Annotated in this window: 17 protein-coding genes and 1 tRNA gene; 6 read left to right on the top strand and 12 right to left on the bottom strand. The window is 73.9% G+C overall.

The features are described from left to right. Positions 1 to 70: 70 nt before the first annotated feature. On the top strand, positions 71 to 1,075 hold the full coding sequence (locus MJ876_RS15060; protein WP_240237475.1) for a type IV toxin-antitoxin system AbiEi family antitoxin domain-containing protein: 1,005 nt from the start codon (positions 71 to 73) through the stop codon (positions 1,073 to 1,075). A gap of 3 nt (positions 1,076 to 1,078) precedes the next feature. Here MJ876_RS15060 and MJ876_RS15055 read toward each other — a convergent pair whose 3' ends face one another. Then, positions 1,079 to 1,984, bottom strand: a complete 906-nt coding sequence (locus tag MJ876_RS15055; RefSeq protein ID WP_240237473.1) for a glycerophosphodiester phosphodiesterase family protein — start codon at positions 1,982 to 1,984, stop codon at positions 1,079 to 1,081. A 170-nt stretch (positions 1,985 to 2,154) separates the two neighbouring features. Between MJ876_RS15055 and MJ876_RS15050 the strand changes: the two genes are divergently transcribed. Next, the gene (locus MJ876_RS15050; RefSeq protein WP_240237471.1) at positions 2,155 to 2,637 is read left to right on the top strand and encodes a VOC family protein; all 483 of its coding nucleotides are present in this window, start codon (positions 2,155 to 2,157) and stop codon (positions 2,635 to 2,637) included. 64 nt (positions 2,638 to 2,701) lie between these two features. Here MJ876_RS15050 and MJ876_RS15045 read toward each other — a convergent pair whose 3' ends face one another. Then, positions 2,702 to 3,178, bottom strand: a complete 477-nt coding sequence (locus tag MJ876_RS15045; RefSeq protein ID WP_240237468.1) for a hypothetical protein — start codon at positions 3,176 to 3,178, stop codon at positions 2,702 to 2,704. Between the two features lie 198 nt (positions 3,179 to 3,376). On the opposite strand from MJ876_RS15045, the gene MJ876_RS15040 reads away from it, so the two are divergent. Beyond that, positions 3,377 to 5,464, top strand: coding sequence for a protein kinase (locus MJ876_RS15040; protein ID WP_240237466.1), 2,088 nt, complete (start codon positions 3,377 to 3,379; stop codon positions 5,462 to 5,464). A gap of 18 nt (positions 5,465 to 5,482) precedes the next feature. On the opposite strand, the gene MJ876_RS15035 is transcribed toward MJ876_RS15040, so the two are convergent. The 3 genes from MJ876_RS15035 to MJ876_RS15025 form a co-directional block, all read right to left on the bottom strand. Further along, positions 5,483 to 8,506, bottom strand: coding sequence for a BTAD domain-containing putative transcriptional regulator (locus MJ876_RS15035; protein WP_240237464.1), 3,024 nt, complete (start codon positions 8,504 to 8,506; stop codon positions 5,483 to 5,485). An 88-nt stretch (positions 8,507 to 8,594) separates the two neighbouring features. Then, positions 8,595 to 8,671, bottom strand: a tRNA-Pro gene (locus tag MJ876_RS15030). A 67-nt stretch (positions 8,672 to 8,738) separates the two neighbouring features. Further along, positions 8,739 to 9,665, bottom strand: a complete 927-nt coding sequence (locus MJ876_RS15025; protein WP_240237462.1) for a metallophosphoesterase — start codon at positions 9,663 to 9,665, stop codon at positions 8,739 to 8,741. A gap of 26 nt (positions 9,666 to 9,691) precedes the next feature. Here MJ876_RS15025 and MJ876_RS15020 point away from each other — a divergent pair, with 26 nt between their 5' ends. After that, complete coding sequence (locus tag MJ876_RS15020; protein WP_240237460.1) at positions 9,692 to 10,150, top strand: GatB/YqeY domain-containing protein; 459 nt, start codon at positions 9,692 to 9,694, stop codon at positions 10,148 to 10,150. A gap of 174 nt (positions 10,151 to 10,324) precedes the next feature. Here the strand turns inward: MJ876_RS15020 and MJ876_RS15015 are convergent, their stop codons facing one another. Next, entirely contained in the window at positions 10,325 to 12,376 is a 2,052-nt protein-coding gene (locus MJ876_RS15015) for a transglycosylase domain-containing protein (protein WP_240237457.1), read from the bottom strand. 182 nt (positions 12,377 to 12,558) lie between these two features. Here MJ876_RS15015 and MJ876_RS15010 point away from each other — a divergent pair, with 182 nt between their 5' ends. Next, the gene (locus MJ876_RS15010) at positions 12,559 to 12,846 is read left to right on the top strand and encodes a WhiB family transcriptional regulator (RefSeq protein WP_374202480.1); all 288 of its coding nucleotides are present in this window, start codon (positions 12,559 to 12,561) and stop codon (positions 12,844 to 12,846) included. Between the two features lie 60 nt (positions 12,847 to 12,906). Here the strand turns inward: MJ876_RS15010 and MJ876_RS15005 are convergent, their stop codons facing one another. Continuing rightward, positions 12,907 to 14,088, bottom strand: coding sequence for an ArsA family ATPase (locus MJ876_RS15005; RefSeq protein ID WP_240237499.1), 1,182 nt, complete (start codon positions 14,086 to 14,088; stop codon positions 12,907 to 12,909). Positions 14,089 to 14,105: 17 nt separating this feature from the next. Beyond that, positions 14,106 to 15,110: an ArsA-related P-loop ATPase gene (locus MJ876_RS15000; protein ID WP_240237453.1), complete on the bottom strand. Its 1,005-nt coding sequence runs from the start codon at positions 15,108 to 15,110 to the stop codon at positions 14,106 to 14,108. Positions 15,111 to 15,159: 49 nt separating this feature from the next. Here MJ876_RS15000 and MJ876_RS14995 point away from each other — a divergent pair, with 49 nt between their 5' ends. Further along, positions 15,160 to 15,975 (top strand): phosphoenolpyruvate hydrolase family protein, encoded by an 816-nt coding sequence (locus MJ876_RS14995; RefSeq protein WP_240237451.1) that lies wholly within the window; start codon positions 15,160 to 15,162, stop codon positions 15,973 to 15,975. 118 nt (positions 15,976 to 16,093) lie between these two features. Here the strand turns inward: MJ876_RS14995 and MJ876_RS14990 are convergent, their stop codons facing one another. Genes MJ876_RS14990 through MJ876_RS14975 form a run of 4 tightly spaced genes read right to left on the bottom strand, consistent with a single transcriptional unit; the run spans position 16,094 to position 19,585 of the window. Beyond that, positions 16,094 to 16,957: an MBL fold metallo-hydrolase gene (locus MJ876_RS14990; protein ID WP_240237449.1), complete on the bottom strand. Its 864-nt coding sequence runs from the start codon at positions 16,955 to 16,957 to the stop codon at positions 16,094 to 16,096. A 27-nt stretch (positions 16,958 to 16,984) separates the two neighbouring features. Next, the gene (locus tag MJ876_RS14985; RefSeq protein ID WP_240237447.1) at positions 16,985 to 18,376 is read right to left on the bottom strand and encodes an aldehyde dehydrogenase family protein; all 1,392 of its coding nucleotides are present in this window, start codon (positions 18,374 to 18,376) and stop codon (positions 16,985 to 16,987) included. 4 nt (positions 18,377 to 18,380) lie between these two features. Continuing rightward, the gene (locus MJ876_RS14980; RefSeq protein ID WP_240237445.1) at positions 18,381 to 18,674 is read right to left on the bottom strand and encodes a putative quinol monooxygenase; all 294 of its coding nucleotides are present in this window, start codon (positions 18,672 to 18,674) and stop codon (positions 18,381 to 18,383) included. Between the two features lie 44 nt (positions 18,675 to 18,718). After that, positions 18,719 to 19,585, bottom strand: coding sequence for a fumarylacetoacetate hydrolase family protein (locus MJ876_RS14975; protein WP_240237443.1), 867 nt, complete (start codon positions 19,583 to 19,585; stop codon positions 18,719 to 18,721).

Genomic DNA, 19,585 nt, shown 5'->3' with positions numbered 1-19,585 from the left:
GCAGCACCGTAATCCACAGGCAGACGGGCGAGACCGGCGGCGGACGTCGGGTCTGTCACAGGCTTCTCGCATGGGGTCGACGCCGCTGCCGAGCGCCGTCCTGGAGCTGCTCGAGCGCCAGGACGGCGTGATCGCGCGCAGACAGGCCCTCGGCGCCGGCCTCGCGCCGCACGACCTGAAGCGTCTGGTCCGCCGGCGGGAGTGGGCACGGATCGACGAGGGGGTCTTCGTGAACCACACCGGGAGGACGACCTGGCACCAGCGCGCCTGGGCTGGGGTGCTCCGCTACTGGCCCGCCGTCCTCCACGGCGGATCCGCCCTCCGGGCCGTCGACGGCGACCCGAGACACGGTGACGTCGTCCATCTCGCGATCGACAGGGAACGGACGAGGCCCGCGAGTCGGCCCGGCATGCGCTTCCACCACGTGGTGCGTCTCGGCGAGACCGCCCAGTGGCAGCTCAGCCCGCCGCGCCAGCGGCTGGAGGACGCGGTCATCGACGTCGCCGCAGCCGCCGCGGACGACCTGTCCGCCGTCCACGTCCTGGCGTCCGCCGTCGGGTCCCGACGCACCACCGCGGACCGGCTGCTCCGCGCGCTCCGCGGTCGCACGCGGGTGCGTCGGCGCGAGTGGCTGGACGGCGTGCTCGCCGACGTCCGGGCGGGCACCTGCTCGGTCCTCGAGCACGGGTACCTCACACGTGTCGAGCGCCCGCACGGCCTCCCCTCGGCCACCCGCCAGGCCCGTGGCCTCTCCCGGACGGGAGTCGTCTACCGCGACGCCGAGTACGAGGGGGGTGCCGTGGTGGAGCTGGACGGCCGCTTGCACCACGAGGGCTCGCGTCAGCGGGAGTCAGACCTCGCGCGCGACCTCGAGGTGGCCGCCAGGGGTGGGGCGACGGTGCGCTTGGGCTACCGGCAGGTCATGGTCGAGCACTGCTGGACGGCGGACGCCGTCCACCGGTTCCTCGTCTGCCGGGGCGTGCCCAGCCGGGCCGTCCCCTGCGGCCCGGGATGCCCCGTCGCACGACAACGCCCCGGATCTGGTCCACCAGGTGGACCAGATCCGGGGCGTTGAGGCTCAGCGGCCCTCGCGCAGGACCCGCTGCAGGACCGGCGGGACGTCCGTGATGATCGCGTCGACGTCCCACGAGACCAGCCGGCGCATGTCCGCCTCCATGTTCACCGTGTAGACGCCGGTGCGCAGACCGGCAGCGTGGATGGCGTCGACGTCCGCCTCGGTGATGACGCGGAAGGAGGGGTTGATCCACTCGGCCCAGGGCCTCGCGGCGGCGATGTCGGCCGCGGTGGGGGTGCGGCCGTAGAGCAGGCCCTTGGCGACCTCGGGGTCGACCTCTTCGAAGGCGCGCATCCAGGCGATGTCGAACGACTGCACGACGAGGCGGTCGCGCCGGTCGGCGGTGCGCAGGTGGGGGTCGGTGTCCAGCGCCCGGTCGAGGTCGGTCTCGATGCCCGGGTACGACGTGGGGTTCTTGACCTCGAGCAGCATCCGGGAGCGCTGGCCCACGACGCGGCTCCACTCGGCGAGGGTGGGGACCCTCTCCCCGGCGTACCGCGGCGAGAACCACGACCCGGCGTCGAGGCGCTTGATCTCGGCCAGCGTGAAGTCCCCGACGTTCCAGGGCGCGCGGTCCGGGAACACCTCCTCGGCGTCGGTGGTGCGCACGAGCGTGGCGTCGTGCATGAGGATCAGGACGCCGTCGGCGGTGCGCTGGATGTCGTTCTCGATCTCGTCGGCCTTCTCCCGCAGCGCCTGGCGGGCGGCGGCCAGCGTGTTCTCCGGCGCGGCGGCCGAGGACCCGCGGTGGGCGATGACCACGACACCGTCCTCCTTCGGGCCGCCGGGGCCGCCGGGGCCGCCGGGGCCGCCGGGCGCGGCCTGGGCCGGCGCCAGGGTGAGGACGGTGGCGGCGCTCGTCAGCGCGGCGGCGAGGGACACGGTCAGGGCGCGGGTGCGCAGGCGCATGCAGGGTCTTCTTTCCCGAGAGCGGCCGCCGGCTCTCGGCGGCCCGCAGCACCGTGGCGCACGCGGCCCAACGGGAGGTGTCGGGGTCGTGACGGGCCGCGGAAATCGCCGATGAGTCACGGACGACACCCAGGTCAGTCCTGGCGACCACCCACGAGAAGGAGGCCCCGATGGGACCGATCACCCCCACGCTGTGGATCAACGGCGAGGACATGGACGCCGCGGCGCAGTACTACCTCGACGCGTTCGGCGGCGAGGTCGTGCACTCGTTGGACTACCCGCCGGAGGCGGGGGAGCACGCCGGGACGCGCATGGTCGTCGTCCTGTCCCTCGCCGGGCAGCAGTTCAGCCTGCTGAACGGCGCGGACACGCACTTCACGCCCAACGAGTCGGTGTCGTTCGAGCTCAGCCTCGACGACCAGGCCGAGGTCGACCGGCTGTGGGAGCACTTCGCGAAGGAGGGGCGACCGGGACCGTGCGGGTGGATCGCCGACCGCTACGGGTTCTCCTGGCAGGTCGTGCCGCGGGTGCTGCACGAGATGCTCAGCGACCCCGACCCGGAGAAGGTGTCGCGGGTGACCGCCTGCTTCATCGCCGTCGACGGCCGGGCCTTCGACATCGCCGAGCTGCAGGCGGCGTACGACGGCCGCTGACGCCACCCACGCGGGGCGGCGGCAGCGGCCGTCGAGGTGACCGGAGTGAGCCGGCCGGACCCGGTCAGGGCGTCGGGACGTCCCCGCCGCCGAGCTCGGCGAACTGGTCGGCGCACGCCTCGGTGTTGTAGTCGGCGAGCGCCTGGGCACCCTCGTCGTCGGAGTCGCCGCCCGTGAGGTCGTCGAGCTCGTCGGAGTCACCGCTGTCGTAGGCCTCGGTGAAGTCGTCCTCGCTCACGTCCTTGGCCTCGTCGATCTGCTCCTCCCAGGCGGTGCGGGCGTCGTCCGGCATGTCCTCGGGGGTGCCGGTCTCCTCCTGCTCGTCGATGGAGCTCTGGACCTCGTCGTAGGCCTCGTCGGCGGGGGGCTGCTCGCCGCTGCCGGCGGCCTCGAGGAAGTACTCGAGCAGGCCCACCTGGGCGCCGCAGTAGTCCTCGACGCTGGCGTCGGTGGGCGCCCCACCGACGCCGCCGCAACCGGAGAGGGTGGAGACCAGCAGGACGGGGGCCGCGACGGCGGCGAGACGACGGGTGAGCGACATGGGTGACCTCTCGTGGGCCCGCGGACGCGGGTCGTGGGTGGACGTCTCGAACCTTCCCACCTCACAGGGGTCTCACACCTCGCAACGCCCGAGAAGTCCCGGGGCGAGGGCGCGCCCCTGACGCCCGGTGCGCACCGGGTGTGAGCCGGGTGGCCGTGGGGCAGGGTGGTCGCGACGGGAACGGCGCGGGAGGACGCGATGGCACAGCCACGGGTGGGCGAGATGGTCGGGCGCTACCGCCTCGACGGCGTCCTCGGGTCGGGCGGCATGGGCACGGTCATGACCGCCACCGACACCTCGCTGCGGCGCGAGGTGGCGATCAAGGTGATGTCGCCGGCGCTGGCCGCGGACCCGGCGTTCCGGGCGCGCTTCGACCGCGAGGCGACCGCGCTGGCGCGTCTGGAGTCGCCCCACGTCATCGACGTCTTCGACCACGGGGAGCACCCGCCGGGGCCCGGCGGGGCGCCGTACCTCGTGACGCGGCTGGTCCGCGGGGGCGACCTCGACTCGCTGCTGCGGGCCCGGGGCCCGCTGCCGCTGCGGATGGCCGCGGACGTCTGCGCCCAGGTGGCCGAGGCGCTGCGCGACGCCCACGCCGCGGGCGTCGTCCACCGCGACGTGAAGCCCGCGAACGTGCTGCTGCGCGACCCCGACGAGCGGAGGCTGTTCGCCGTCCTCTGCGACTTCGGCATCGCCACCGTCACCGCGTCGACGCAGGGCTCGGCCCACCCGGCCGCGCCGCTCACCCGCACCGGCGGGGTGTCAGGCACCTGGGGCTACATGGCGCCGGAGCGGATCGACGGCGGCCCGGGCACCCCGGCGTCCGACCTCTACGCCCTCGGGTGCCTGCTGTGGGCGAGCCTCACCGGGCGCCCGCCGTACACCGGCGGCGAGTACGCCGTCGCCGACGCCCACCACCGGGCGCCGGTGCCGCAGCTCGGGGGCGACGACCCCCTCGCGCGGGCCGTCGACCGGCTCCTGCTCGCCCTGATGGCGAAGCACCCGCAGCAGCGGCCCGCCTCGGCCGAGGCCGTGCGTGCCGCGCTGGCGGACGTCGCCGAGGGGCGGGTCCCCGGCGGTGGCCCGGTGACGTCCACCGGCGGCGCCGTCGGCACCGGCGGCACCGGCGGTCGCCGCCGCGGCCGGGTCCTGCTCGCGACGGCCGCGGCCGTCGTCCTCGTCGGAGGTCTGGCCACCGGGGTGGCGCTCTGGCCGCGGGACGACGACCCGTCGGGCGGCCGGGCCGGCGAGGCCGGCGAGACGCGCGGGGTCGACGGCTCCGGCGGGACGGCGGGCGGCGAGGCGGCCCCCGACCCCGGCGCCGACCTGAACGACGACGGTCTGGGCGACCTGCTGCTGCAGATCGGGCGCTCCTCCGACGCGCAGCGGTTCACGTTCGTCTCCGACGGCTCGGCCTTCCTCGGCCCCGAGGTGACGGCCGGGACCCGCGGGGTGCCGCTGCGCGGCGACGTGGACGGCGACGGGCTGCCCGACCTCGTCGTGGTCTCCCGGGGCGACGACGTGTCGCAGCGGATCTCCGTCGAGCTCGGCACGGGTGAGACCGTCGACTCCACCGCCCCGCCCATCGCCCTCCAGCAGCTCTACACCGTCGTGCGGGACGTCGACGGCGACGGCCTCGACGACCTGTCGTTCTGGGGCACCGACACCAGCGGCCGCCTGGTCTTCCAGACCGGCCCCAGCCTCGGCGACGGCGAGTTCGGTCCCCGAGAGCCGGTCGGGCTGCCCGACCTCACCGGCGGCTACCTGCAGCCCGGCGACTTCGACGGCGACGGCCGTGTCGACCTGGCCTTCGTGCAGCAGGACGCCGGCCGGACGGGCACGGTGCAGGTGCTGCTGCGCACCGACGACGGCTTCGAGGCCGTCGGCGACCCGCGTCCCTCCCTGGGCCCCCGCGACCTGGTGCTCACCCGGACCGGGGACGTCGACGGCGACGACGCCGACGAGCTCGTGCAGGTGGCGACGACCCAGGGCCGTCGTGACGTGAGGGTGTGGCAGGTCGAGGACGGCGAGGTGAGCGACGGCGCGTGGTTCTCCGGCGACGTCCCGCCCGAGGCCGAGATCCAGCTGACCCCGGCGCTCAGCGACGTCGACGGCGACGGGGACGACGACCTCGTCCTGTGGCGCCTGACCGGCGAGCCGGGCACCGTCGCCCTCGACGTGGCCCTCTCCACCGGCTCGTCGTACGACGCCGCGGAGCAGTGGGCGACCTGGGACTGCCGCCCGGTCTGCAACAACCCGCTGACGGTGGTGTCGCCGACGGTGTGAGCGCCTGGTCGGGCGGGCTCAGGCGGTGACGAGCTCGAGCACCTGGTCGACGTCGAGCGCGTGACCGACGTGGCGCCGCTCGTCGTACGCCGTCTCGCCGAGCCGCTCCGCGATGACGGCGGCGGCGGCGTCGCGGGCCTCGTCGTCGGGCAGGTAGTAGCTGCCGAAGCCCGGTCCGCCACCGAGGGGGCGCGCGGCCTCGGCCGCGCCGAGCAGCTCGGCGAGGCGGGGCAGGTCGGCGGCGTCGTCCTGCGAGCGGAGCTCGAGGACGACCAGCGCGTCGAGGAAGTAGGCCAGGTTCGAGAAGTAGCCCACCTCGTAGGCGTAGCGGATGCCCGAGACCAGGCGCGACCGGGCGGACGCCGCGTCGGTGGTGGCCTCGATCCGGGCGAGGTTCCACAGCGCGACGAAGGTGGCGAGACGGTCCCCGCGCTCCTGGGCGAGCCGCAGGCCGAAGTCGAAGTGACCGCGGGACTCCTCCACCCGGCCCGTGGCCATGAGCGCGGTGCCGAGCCAGACGCGGTTGAGGGCGATGATCCAGGGGGCGTACGCCGCGTCGGGGCCGCCCTCGTCGGCCAACGCCTCCGCGGCGGCGAGGGCCTGGGAGTGGTGGGACTCGGCGGTGTCCATGTCGGCCGAGGCCAGAGCGACGATGCCGAGGCCGGCGTGGCTGTTGCCCTGCGACAGCAGGTCGCCCTCGGCGTCGGCCAGGTCGAGCGCGACCTCCCACTGCTCCCGCGCCGCCACCTTGTCGCCCATCGACCAGCACGCGGTGGCGTGGGCGACGTGCGCCCGGCAGCGGACCACGGGGTCGAGCCCCGGCAGCGTCACCGCGACCGCGCAGATCCGACGACCGACGACGGACAGGCCGCGCAGGAACCAGTAGGCCCACAGCGCCCAGGTGAGGCGGGCGGCGGTGTCGTGGTCACCGGAGGCGACGCCGTGGTCGAAGGCGGCGAGCACGTTGGCCTGCTCCCCGTCCATCACGGTCAGCCAGTGCACCTGGTCGCGCGCGAGGTAGCCGGGGTTGGCCCTCTCGGCGAGGCCGAGGCACGCGGCGGCGTGGGCCCGGGCCACCTCGGCGAGCTCCTCGGGGGAGGCGAGCCGCCGGGCGTGCTGGCGGGTCGGCTCCAGCATCGCGTAGCGCGGCTGGCCCTCGGGTGACCAGGTCACGGTCACCAACGAGTGCTCGACGAGCACCTCGAGGTCGACGACGGCGTCCGGGCCGGCGACGTCGGCCAGCAGCTCGAGGGTCCAGCCGCCCGAGAACACGGCCAGCAGGCGGAAGAGCCGCTGCGCGGGGTCGTCGAGAAGTCGGTAGCTCCAGTCGAGGGTCGCCTGCATGGTGCGTTGGCGCTCCGGCAGGTCCCGGGGTCCGGCGTCGAGCGACTCGTCCAGCCGCTCCAGCAGGGCCTCGGGTCCGAGGAGTCGGACGCGCGCGGCGGCCAGCTCGAGGGCCAGCGGGATGCCGCTGAGCCGGCGGCAGATCTCGGCGACCGTGGCGGCGTTCCGCTCGTCGAGGGTGAACCCCCGGGCGACGGCCCGGGCGCGCTCGACGAACAGGGACACCGCGGGGGACCGGCTGACGCGCTCCGCGGGGCCGCCCGCGGCGGCGGCCGGCTCCGGGACGCCGAGGGGCTCCACGAGGCGCTCCTCCTCACCGGTGACGCGCAACGGGGCGCGGCTCGTGGCGAGCACGCTGAGCCCGGGGGCGGCGGCGACCAGCCAGGCCACGTCGGCCGCGGCCTCGAGGAGGTGCTCGACGTTGTCGAGCACCAGCAGCACCCGGCGTCCCCGCAGGCGGTGGGCGAGGTCCGTGCGGGCCTCACCGGTCGGGGGCGGTGCGGCCTCGTCGGGGGCGAGCTCCGCGAGCATCCGGTCGAGCGCGTAGGTGATGGCCGGGACGACGAGCTGGGGGTCCTGGATCGGTGCGAGCGGGAGCATGAGGACGCCGTCGGCGAAGTGCGCGCGGACCCGCGCGGTCACCGCCACCGCGAGCCGCGTCTTGCCGACACCGCCGGGCCCGGTGAGCGTCACGAGGCGGGACCCGTCGAGCAGGGACGTCGCGAGGTCCTGCACGAGCGCGTCGCGTCCGACCAGCGTGGTCGGGGGTGCGACGAGGCCCGTCCGCACCGCCGGCAGGCCGCTGGGTGGGGCGGGATCCGGTGGGGGGACCGCGCCGGTCGGCGCCGGTGCGGCCAGTGCAGCCGGTGCGGGCGGTGCGGGCGGTGCGGGCGGTGCGGGCGGTGCGGGCGGTGCGGGGGCCTGCCCGTCCGAGGGCTCGGTCGGGGTGGGCGGGTCGAGCTCCGGGTCCTGGCGCAGCACCTGCTCGTGCAGGCGTCGCAGCGCCGGCCCGGGGTCGACGCCGAGCTCCTCGGCGAGGTGCTGCCTGCCCTGCTCGTAGACCTCGAGGGCCGCGGCCTGCCGCCCGGCGCGGTAGAGGGCGAGCACCAGCGCCGCCCGCATGCCCTCGCGCAGGGGTTCGGCGGCCACGAGCGCCGACATCTGCTCGACCACCTGGTGGTGCCGGCCCAGGCGCAGGTCGAGAGCGGCGCCCAGCTCGTGGGCCTCGAGCAGCTGCTCGGCCAGCCGCGCCGCCTCCACCCGCGCGAAGCGCTGGGGGACGTCGGCGTACGCCTCGCCGTGCCACAGGTCCACCGCGGCGGTGACGTGCTCGCGGGCGACGGCGGGGTCGGGCTCGCGGCGGGCCTCGCGCAGCAGGCGGGTGAAGCGGACGGCGTCCACGGCGTCCGGCGGCACGTCGAGCCGGTAGCCCGGCGCCTGGGTGACCAGCGACTCCCGGCCCAGGCGGTGACGCAGCCGCGAGACATAGCTGTGGAGGGTGGTGGCGGTGCCCTCCTGCCACTCGTCGTCCCAGATCCGCCCGCGGAGGGTGTCGGAGGCGACCACCCGGGGTGCGTCGACGACGAGCGCCGCGAGCAGCGTGCGGAGGGCGGGCATGAGGTCGCCGCGGGTGCTGCCGGTGCCACCGACCTCGGCGGTCACGGGCCCGAGGACGGAGATCTGCAGGCCGGTCGGCATCGGGGGATTCTAGGTAGCGTGCCGGGCCCGGTAAATCGGAAAAACCCCCGGGCCTGCGGGGCAGACCCAGGGGTTTCCGTGCACGTGCTGGTCGGGCTGACAGGATTTGAACCTGCGGCCTCCTCGTCCCGAACGAGGCGCGCTACCAAGCTGCGCCACAGCCCGATGCCCGCCGCACCTGCGCGGGCGTCCGCGAGCATACCCGAGGCCCGGGGCGCGCCCGGCATCGGCCTCACCTCTGTCGCGGGACCAGGGTCAGCAGGCTCGCCTCGGGGCGGCAGGCGGTCCGGAAGCGCAGCCACGGGTTCGTGCCCAGGCCCGCGCTGACGTGCAGGACCGAGGAGCCCGGGTCGCCCGGCGCGGAGTCGGCGGGGTGGCGGTGCAGACCCTTCGCGCGGGCGGTCTCCAGGTCGCAGTTGGTGGTCAGCGCCCCGACGTACGGCAGGCAGACCTGGCCCCCGTGCGTGTGCCCGGCCAGGACGAGGTCGTGATCGTCGGCGGCGAAGGCGTCGAGGACGCGCAGGTACGGCGCGTGCGCCACCGCGATCCGCACGTCGCCGTCGTGGGCCGCGCCGCCGCGGACGGCGGCCAGGTCGTCGTACGACAGGTGGGGGTCGTCGACACCGACGAACCGCAGCTCCGTCCCGCGCACGCGGACGGCGCCACCGGTGTTGGTGAGGTCGAGCCAGCCGGCAGCGCTCATGGCTGCCTTCATCTCCCGCCAGGGCAGCTGCTCGGTGCGGGTGTTGCGCTTCCCGTCGTCGGGCAGCAGGTAGCGCAGCGGGTTGCGGAAGCCGGGCGCGAAGTAGTCGTTCGAGCCGAGGACGAAGACCCCCGGGACGTCGAGGAGCGGCCCGAGCGCGTCGAGCAGCGGGGGCAGCGCCCGCAGGCTGGCGAGGTTGTCGCCGGTGTCGACGACCAGGTCGGGCTCGAGGTCGGCGAGGCGGCGCACCCACTCCCGCTTCGCCCGCTGGTCGGGGGTCAGGTGCAGGTCGGAGAGGTGGAGCACCCGCAGCGGCGCGTGGCCGGCGGGCAGCGCCGGGACCTCGAAGCGGCGCAGCGTGTAGGCCCGCGCCTCGGCGGCGGCGTACGCCGCGACACCCGTCCCGACGGCTCCCAGGGCCAGGGCGGTGCGGGCGGGAAACCGCGTGGGAGGCATCGGGCCAGGCTGTCACAATGGCGCTCATGAGCGCGCTGAAGGACCGACTCCGCACCGACCTCACGACGGCCATGAAGGCCCGCGAGGAGCTGCGCGCCTCCACGCTGCGGATGGCGCTCACCGCCATCACCAACGCCGAGGTCGCGGGCAAGGCGGCGAAGGAGCTGACCGACGACGAGGTGGTCGGCGTCCTGAGCAGCGAGGCCAAGCGGCGCCGCGAGGCCGCGACGGCGTACGACGAGGGCGACCGCCCCGAGCGCGCCGAGCGCGAGCGCGCGGAGGCGGAGGTCCTGGCGGACTACCTGCCCACCCCGCTCACCGACGCCGAGATCACCGCGCTCGTCGAGAAGGCGATCGCCGACACCGGCGCCGCCGAGCAGGGGATGAAGGCGATGGGCCGCGTCATGGGCGTCGTTACCCCGCAGACCAAGGGCCGCGCCGACGGCGGCGCCGTCGCCGCGGAGGTCAAGCGCCAGCTGGCCTGAGCGACGGCACGGTCGCTGGTCGAGGTGCGACGAGCGCCAGCGAGGAGCCTCGAGACCCCGCGGGTCGACGATCGGTCCGTCACCGGGTTTCGAGGCTCGCTCCGCTCGCACCTCGACCGGCGGTGACGGCTCGCGCTCGCCCCTCGGCCGGCGCCGGTCTGCCGAACAGCCCCGTCAGCTCGCGGGCGGGACGAAGTCCTCGTCGTCGAGGATCGGGTCGACCTGGCGCATGGCGTCGGCCCACATCGGTCCCGCGAAGCCGGAACCGGAGACCGGGCGGTAGGCGCCGCCGACGGGGACGCCGGCCAGCGGGATGGGCTCACCGAACTCGTTCGCGCCGGCGATCATCGCGGCGGTGGCGAGGTTCGGGGTGTAGCCGTTGAACCACACGGCCTTGCCGTCCTGCGTCGTGCCGGTCTTGCCGGCCGACGGCTGGGTCAGCTGCAGACCGGAGCCGAAGCCACCCTCCATGACGCCGCGGAGGATGTCGTTGATCCGGTCGGCGGTGTTCTCCGACAGCACCTGCTCGCACTGGTCGTCGTACGTCTTCAGCACGTTCCCGGCGGCGTCCGCGATGTCGATGATCGGGCGGGCGGCGCAGTGGACGCCGCGCCCGGCGAACGTGGAGTACGCCTCGGCCATCTCGAGCGGGCTGACGTCGGAGACGCCCAGCGTGAACGACGGGACCATCTCGGTCTCGGGGTTGTCGAGCTCGACACCCATCTCCTGCGCGAGCGTGTACGGCTCGCAGATCCCGGTGCGCTGCTCGAGCTGCGCGAAGTAGGTGTTCACCGAGTTCTGCGTGCCCGAGTACATGTTCATCGTGCCGCTGGTTGTCGAGTTCGACGGGCTCCACACCTCGGAGCTGCCGTAGTACTCGCCGTCGCACACCTCGAACGACCCGGCGTCCAGGGAGACCGTCTCGGGCGACGAGATCGACTCGTACGGCGACATGCCCTGCTCGAGGGCCGCGGCGACGACGAACAGCTTGAACGTCGACCCGGGCTGGAAGCCGTTGGAGTCGCCGTACCGCTGGGGCACGACGTAGTTGAGGTAGGTCTCGCCGGCCGCCTGGTCGGCGCCCATCGGACGCGACTGCGAGATGGCGCGGACCGCGCCCGTGCCCGGCTGGATCATCGCGATGCCGCCGATGGCCTGGTCGGTCGGGAAGACGGTCCCGGCGACCGCGGAGTCCGCCGCCGCCTGCATGCGGGTGTCGATCGTGGTCTTGATGGTCAGGCCGCCGGTGAGGATGGTCCTGCGGCGCTCGGCGGGGTTCTTGCCGAGATCCTCGTCGTCGGCGAGGTACTTCAGGACGTAGTCGCAGAAGAACGCGGCCTCCGAGCTGACGCAGCCGTTCTGGAGCTTGTTGACGTTCAGCCCGAGGTTGCGCTTCTTCTCCTTGCGCGCCTGCTTCTGGCTGATGACGTCGAGGTCCGCCATGCGCTGCAGCACGACGTTGCGGCGCTGCAGGGCGCGGTCGGGGGAGTTGGTCGGGTCGTAGTTCGACGGGTTCTGCACCAGGCCGGCGAGCATGGCCGACTCGCGCACGTTGAGGTCGGCGGCGTCCTTGTCGAAGTAGGTCTCCGCGGCGGCCTGGATGCCGTAGGCGCCGTCGCCGAAGTAGGCGAGGTTCAGGTAGCGCTCGAGGATCCAGTCCTTGGAGTAGTTGTCCTCGAAGGCGATCGCGTAGCGCAGCTCGCGCAGCTTGCGGGCGTAGGTGTCGTCGGTGGCGGCCTGACGCTCCTCGGGGGTGTCGGCCTGCTGCTGCAGCGTCAGCTTCACCATCTGCTGGGTGATCGACGAGCCACCCTGGACGACGCCGTCGCTGGCCTGGTTGGTCACCAGGGCGCGCAGCGTGCCGCGGAGGTCGAGGGCGCCGTGCTGGTAGAAGCGGTAGTCCTCGATCGCGACGATCGCCTCGCGCATCTTCGGCGAGACGTCGGTCAGCTTCACCGACATGCGGTTCTGGTCGAAGACGTTCGCGATGACGTTGCCCGCGCCGTCCACGATCTTGCTGCGCTGCGGGAGGGCCTCGGTCTCGAGCTCCTCCGGCAGGTCCTCCATGCTCTGCGCGACGTTGCGCGCGCCGATGCCGAGGACGCCGGCGAAGGGGATGGCCAGGCCCGCGACGATCACGCCCATGACGGCCGCCACCGCCACCATCACCCCGAGGTGGGAGACGATGCGGAGCGGGCGGGGGCGCTCGGAGGCAGGCCGTGACATGCCGCCGAGGATACGGGAGCCGTTCCAGGTACCCCGGATCGTCGCCGATCGGCGTAGTCCTTTGTGACTACGGATGCAGAACCGTTCGGTGAATGTTGAGGATTCCTTGCGGAACTTAACCTTGTCGTACGCCAGGAAAGACCTGGTCAGCATCTCGGGCAAGCGTCGTGGGGAAGAGGATCATCATGTGGGTTGAGGACTGGGCGCCCGCCGCTCTCTGCAGGCAGGCGCAGCCCGACCAGCTCTTCGTCCGGGGAGCCGAGCAGAACAAGGCCAAGCAGCTGTGCGCCGGGTGCCCCGTGCGCACGGAGTGCCTCGCCGAGGCCCTCGACAACGAGATCGAGTGGGGCGTCTGGGGCGGCATGACCGAGCGGGAGCGCCGGGCGCTGCTCCGCCGCCGCAAGGTCTCCTCGTGGCGCCAGGTCCTCGAGGAGGCCCGCGCCCAGCACACGGTCGTCGCGACCACCTGATCCTCGTCCGCCTCCGAGCGCGGACGAGACGGCCCCGCCGGCGGCTGGGGAGAGGGGCCCTCAGCCGTCGGCGAGGAGCCGACCCACCTCGCGCAGCCCGTCGAGGTCGTGGACGTCGCCCGCCAGGGCGGGCACCGCGACCACCGGCACGTCCGGGTGGGCCGCCGAGAACCGCTCGACCAGCCGCCCCTCCCGCTCCACCGCACGCGCCCTGTCCGCGTGCAGCCGCAGCAGCCCCGCCGTCACCGAGACCGGGTCCCGCTTCGCGACCCTCGTCGCGGCGGTCGTCGCCTCGTCGGTGCTCAGCACGGCACCGTCCGGGCCCTCCGCGCCGGTCGGCACGGCACTGCACCGGTTCACGACGAGGCCGGCCAGCGGCATCGCGTCCTCGGCCAGCCGCTCCGTGAAGTACGCCGCCTCGCGCAGGGCGTCCGGCTCGGGCGCGGCGACGACGAGGAACGCCGTCCCGTCGGCCTGCAGCAGGGCGAAGGTGCGCTCGGCGCGGGCGCGGAAGCCGCCGAAGAGCGTGTCGAAGGCCGCGACGAAGGTCTGCATGTCGCGCAGCACCTGGGCGCCGATCAGCTTCGTCACCGCGCCGGTCACCAGGCCGACGCCGGCGGTCATGAACCGCGCCGGCCCACGGGCCGGTGCGAGCAGCAGCCGGATGAACCGGCCGTCGAGGAACGAGCTCAGCCGCTCGGGGGCGTCGAGGAAGTCGAGCGCCGAGCGCGAGGGCGGGGTGTCGACGACGACGAGGTCGTAGGTGCCGTCGGCCTCCGCCGCCCGGTGCACCTGGCCGAGCTTCTCCATCGCCATGTACTCCTGCGTGCCCGCGAACGAGCTCGACAGCGCGACGTAGAAGGGGTTGGCGAGGATCTGCGCGGCCTTGTCACCGCTGGCCTGCGACTCGACCACCTCGTCGAAGGTGCGCTTCATGTCCAGCATCATCGCGTCGAGCGCGCCGCCCGCGGCGTCGTCGATCCCGACGACCGGCCGCGGGGTGTTGTCGAGCTCCTCGATGCCCATCGACTGCGCGAGCCGGCGTGCGGGGTCGATGGTGAGGACGACGACGCGGCGTCCCTGCTCGGCGGCGCGCAGCGCGAGAGCGGCGGACGTGGTCGTCTTGCCCACCCCGCCCGAGCCGCAGCACACCACGATGCGGGTGGCGGGGTCGCCGATCAGCGCGTCGACGTCGAGGGCGTCGGCCCCGGTGCCGTCGCCGGTCCGCGCGAGGGGCCCCACCCGGGGCCGCCCGCGGCTCACGCCATCCCCTGCTCGCGCAGGAGGCCGGCGAGCTCGTAGAGCCCGCCGAGGTCAACGCCGCCCGCCAGTCGGGGCAGCTCGTACGCCGGCCGGCCCAGGTCGGCGACGAGCGCGCGCTGCTCGTCCTCCAGCCGCCGTCGTACGGCGTGGTCGCGGCCGTCGGCGAGCAGGACGTCGACCAGCCCGGCGTCCGCCTCCTCGGCGAGGCCGGCGGCGCGGAGGTCGTGCGCGACGAGCTCGCGGTCGAGGGTGCCCGCGGCGGCGGCCGCGAGGTGCTCGTCGCCGAGGTCACGGGGGCGGACCTGGTCGACCACGACCCCACCCACCGGCAGGCCCGCCTCCCGCAGCTCGGCGATGCCGTCCGCGGTCTCCTGCACCGGCATCTCCTCGAGGACTGTCGTCAGGTGCACCGCGGTGGCCTCCGAGCGGAACAGCCCCATCATCGCGTCGGACTGGCTGCGGATCGGCCCGACCTTCGCCAGTCCGGCGAGCTCCGAGCTGACACCGAGGAACTGCACGATCCGCCCGGTCGGCGGGGCGTCGAGCACGACGGCGTCGTACGCCCGCCCGCCGCCGCGGCGTCCGCCGGGCTTCGCGGCCTCGTAGATCTTGCCGGTGAGCAGCACGTCGCGGACGCCCGGCGCGAGGGTGGTGGCGAAGTCGACGACCCCGAACCGGTCGAGCAGGCGCCCGGCGCGCCCGAGGCGGTAGTACATGGCGAGGTACTCCAGCAGCGCCGACTCCGGGTCGACGTGCAGCGCGTGCACGGTGCCCGCCCGGCCCCGCCTCCCGGGCAGCCCGGTCGCCAGCCGGCGCTCCTCGTACGGCAGGGGCTCGACGTCGAACATCCGGGCGATGCCCTGGCGGCCCTCGACCTCGCAGAGCAGGACGTCGCGGCCGCCGTACGCGAGGGCCAGCGCGAGCGCCGCCGCGACCGTCGACTTGCCGGTGCCGCCCTTGCCGGTGACCACGTGGAGCCGCACGTCGGGCCAGTCGCTCACGCGGTGACCCTACTGATCCGGAGGTCGCGGTAAGGAGGAGAGTGGGCCCGTGACGCGACAGCAGATCCTGGACCGGTTCACCGAGGTCGTCGAGGGCGGCGGCCGCATCGTCGGCGCGGGCGCCGGCACCGGCATCTCCGCCGTCTCCGCCGAGCGCGGCGGCGTCGACCTGCTGATCGTCTACAACTCCGGCCGCTTCCGCATGGCCGGCCGGGGGTCGCTGGCCGGGCTGATGCCGTACGGCGACGCGAACGCGATCGTCATGGAGATGGCCCACGAGGTGCTGCCGGTGGTCGAGCACGTGCCGGTGCTGGCCGGGGTGTGCGGCACCGACCCGTTCCGACGGATGGGGTGGTTCCTCGACGAGGTGGCCCGCGTCGGGTTCGCCGGGGTCCAGAACTTCCCGACCGTCGGTCTGGTCGACGGCACCTTCCGGGCGAACCTGGAGGAGACGGGCATGGGCTTCGACCTCGAGGTCGAGATGATCGCCGCCGCCCGTGAGCGCGACCTGCTCACCACGCCGTACGTCTTCGACACCGAGCAGGCCACCGCGATGACGCAGGCCGGCGCCGACGTCCTCGTCGCCCACATGGGGCTGACGACGTCCGGCCGCATCGGCGCGCGGACGGCGCTCAGCCTCGACGAGTGCGTCGAGCGGGTGCAGGCCATCGCGGACGCCGGCCACGCCGTTGACCCGGACGTGCGGGTGCTCTGCCACGGCGGCCCCATCGCCGAGCCGGACGACGTCGACCACGTCCTCGGCGCCACCACCGGGGTCGTGGGGTTCTTCGGCGCGTCGTCCGTCGAGCGCCTCCCCACCGAGACCGCCATCGCCGACCAGGTGCGCCGCTTCAAGACCTCCTGAGGCCCCGCTGGTCGAGGTGCGACGAGCGCCAGCGAGGAGCCTCAAGACCCGGTGACCGGAAGGTCGGTCGTCTCGCCGGGTCTCGAGGCTCGCCGCGCTCGACCACCTCAGGGGTTGCTCAGGCGGGGCGGCCCTGGGTGATCTTGTCCCACAGGGAGCCGGCGTTGAGGGTCTGGATGTGGCTCATCATGTAGCCCTGCCCGACGTCGACCGGGTAGCGCTCGGAGAAGTCGACGCGCTCGACGGTCTCCTCGCGCGACCAGCCCTTCGCGACGGCGTCGGTGACGGCGGCGACCCAGTCGACGAGGTTCGAGCGCTGGCGGTGGAGGTAGTCGCGGGTGACGACCTCGCCGTGGCCGGGGACGACCCAGTCGACGTCCAGCGCCGAGATGCGGTCGAGGGCGGCGAGCCACTGGGTGACGTTCGAGCCCATCAGCCAGGTCTGGCACTCCGAGAAGATCGTGTCGCCCGTGAAGACGACGCGCTCCTCGGGCACGTGGACGGCGATCTGCCCGGGCGTGTGGCCGGGGGTGTGGAGCAGCTCGAAGGTGTGGTTGCCGACGCGGAGCGTGAGGTCGCCCGTGAAGACGACGTGGCCCTTGTTGGGGTCGGCGAAGTACTCGTCGCGGTCCGGGAAGATCGCCTCCCCCTCGGGGTCGTCGGTCGGGACGGCCTCGGCGGCGTAGGCGAAGGAGTCCAGCGACGGGGTGACCTCCATGAAGTTGTCGTAGACGCCCTGGTGCTGGACCACCATGCCCGCGCCACGGAAGTAGTAGTTGCCGAAGATGTGGTCGACGTGGTGCTCGGTGTTGATGACGTAGCGGATCTCGCCGTGCGCCTCCGCCTCCTGCCGCATGGCCACGGCCTTGGTCGGCAGCTGCGGGGTGTCGACGACGACCACGCCGGCGTCCGTGACGACCATGCTGGGGTTGCAGCCGCGCAGCGTGGTGTCGGTGAAGACCTGGGGGGTGACCTTCTGCATCGTGGTGCTCCTTGATCGGCGCCGGCGTCAGCCGACGAGGATGGTGCGGACGTTGGTGAACTCGACGGCCCCGTGGTCCCCGAGCTCGCGGCCGTAGCCGGAGCGCTTCACGCCGCCGAAGGGCAGGCGCGGGTCGGAGGCGGTGACCGCGTTGACGAACAGGGCGCCGGAGCTGATCCGGGCGCCGACGGCCAGCGCCCGCTCGACGTCGGCGGACCAGACGCTCGCCCCCAGCCCGTACGGCGTCGCGTTGGCCAGGGCCACCGCCTCGTCGTCGTCGGCGGCGCGGGCGACCGCGGCCACCGGGCCGAAGGTCTCCTCGGCCATGACGGGCATGTCCGGGGTGACCGCGGTCAGCACGGTCGGGGCGTACCAGGCGGGTCCGGCGTCCAGCGGTGTGCCGCCGGTGAGGACGACGGCGCCCGCGGCGACGGAGGCCTCGACCTGCTTGTGCAGGGCCTCGGCCAGGTCGGGGCGCGCGAGCGGTCCGACCTGGGTCCCGGGGTCGGTGGGGTCGCCGACCCGCAGCGCGGCGACGGCGTCCGCCAGCCGGGCGCCGAACTCGTCGGCGAGCCCCTCGGCGACGACGAACCGCTTGGCGCACAGGCACGACTGGCCCGAGTTGAGGTAGCGCGCCCTCACCGCCCCGGCGACGGCGACGTCGAGATCGGCGTCGTCGAGGACGACGAACGGGTCGGAGCCGCCCAGCTCGAGCACGCTCTTCTTCACCTCGCGGCCGGCGGCGGCGCCGACGGCCGACCCGGCGCGGTTGCTGCCGGTCAAGGTGACCGCGGCGACACGGTCGTCGGCGACGATCCGCTCGACCGTGGCGGGCACGTCCGGCTCGTCGAGCACGAGCACCCGCAGGACGTCGTCGGGCAGGCCGGCGTCGGCGAGCAGCTCGCCGACCGCGAGGGCCGTGCCCGTCACGTTGGGGGAGTGCTTGAGCAGGGCGGCGTTGCCGGCGGCCAGGGCCGGCGCGGCGAAGCGGAACACCTGCCACAGCGGGAAGTTCCACGGCATCACCGCGAGGACGACGCCCAGCGGCTCGTGGCGCACCCAGCTGCGGCTGCCGCCGGCCGCCACGGGCCGGTCGGCGAGCAGACCGGGGGAGACCTCGGCGTAGTGCTCGCACACCCAGGCGCACTTCTCGACCTCGCCGCGCGCCTCGGTGACCGGCTTGCCCATCTCGGCGGTCATCAGCGACGCCAGCGGCGCCACCCGCTCCCGCAGGAGACGGGCGGCGTGGCGCAGGACGGCGGTGCGGTCCTCGACCGGCCGCGCCGCCCAGGCCCGCTGGGCGGCGTACGCCGCTGCGACGGCCTCGTCGACGCCGTCCGGCGTGGTGACCGGGTAGCGCGCCAGCGCGAGCCCGGTCGCTGGGTCGACGGTGAAGACCGCCCGGGTGTGCTCGCTCACGGCCTCAGACGTCGATCGTCGTGTAGGTCTTCACCGAGCGCTCCTCGAGGTACTCGATGATGTAGCCGAACACGTGCTCCTGGAAGTGCGGCGTCGCCTTGTGCGCCTCGTAGGCCGCCTCGTCGACGTACTGCTCGTAGAGGAAGAACGTGCGCGGGTCCTCCGGGTTGACCTGCGCCTGGTAGAAGAGGTTGCCCTCCTCGGCACGCGACAGCGGCGTCATCGTGCGGATCGTCTCCTCGACACGGCCCTCCTCGCCGTCCTTCGCCTTCCAGGTCGCTGCGACCACGAATGCCATGGGCTTCTCCTTCTTCTTGGTGGTGCTCGGTGGGACGGACTGGGTCAGGGACGCGCGGGCCTCGGGCCCACACGGTTGCCAACTCGATTGCGCAGGACGCCGACGCCGGCGGCCTCCATCTCGACGACGTCACCCGGCTGGAGCCAGCGGTCGAGCTCGAGGCCGGAGCCGCCGGTGGCGGTGCCCGAGCCGAGCAGCTCGCCGGCGCGCAGGGTGAGGTCCTGCGAGGCGTAGGCGATCATGTCGGCGAAGGTGTGGTGCATCGCGGCGGTCGTGTCGCCACCCCACCGCTCGCCGTTGACGCGGACCGTCAGCTCGACGTCGTTCGGGTCGATCTCGTCGGGCGTCACGAGGCACGGCCCGAGGACGTTCGAGCCGTCCCAGTCCTTCGCTTTGCACGGGCCCATGCCGACGGGGAGCTCGCGGACCTGGGTGTCGCGGGCCGACAGGTCGTTCCAGATCGTGTAGCCGAAGACGTGGTCGAGCGCGTCGGCGGCGGCGATGTCCCTGCCGGGGGTGCCGATGACGGCCGCGAGCTCCAGCTCGTGGTCCAGCTTGTCGGCGTACGACGGCCACGGGATCTCGGCCTCCGGCCCGATGACGGTGTCGGGCAGGCCCTTGTAGTAGGCGGGCACCTCGTACCACTCCGCGGGGATGGCCTTGCCGAGCCCGGCGAACGCGTTCTTCAGGTGGCCCTCGAAGGTGAGGAAGTCCCGGATGGTCCGCGGCCGCAGCGGGGCCAGCAGGCGGACCTCGCCGACCGGCCAGACACCGGACGTCCTGCCCCGCGGGGCGCCCTGCTCGATGAAGGCGACCATGTCGCCGTCGAAGCCGAGGTCGACGACCTGGTCGCCGTCGAGGTGCCCGACCCGGGGCGCGCCGGAGGCGTCGGCGTACGTCACGTAGCGCAC

Source organism: Nocardioides sp. CFH 31398, assembly GCF_022436705.1.
Classification (GTDB): Bacteria; Actinomycetota; Actinomycetes; order Propionibacteriales; family Nocardioidaceae; genus Nocardioides.
Note: the sequence above shows the minus strand (reverse complement) of the source record. Positions and strands in the feature narration are given on the sequence as shown.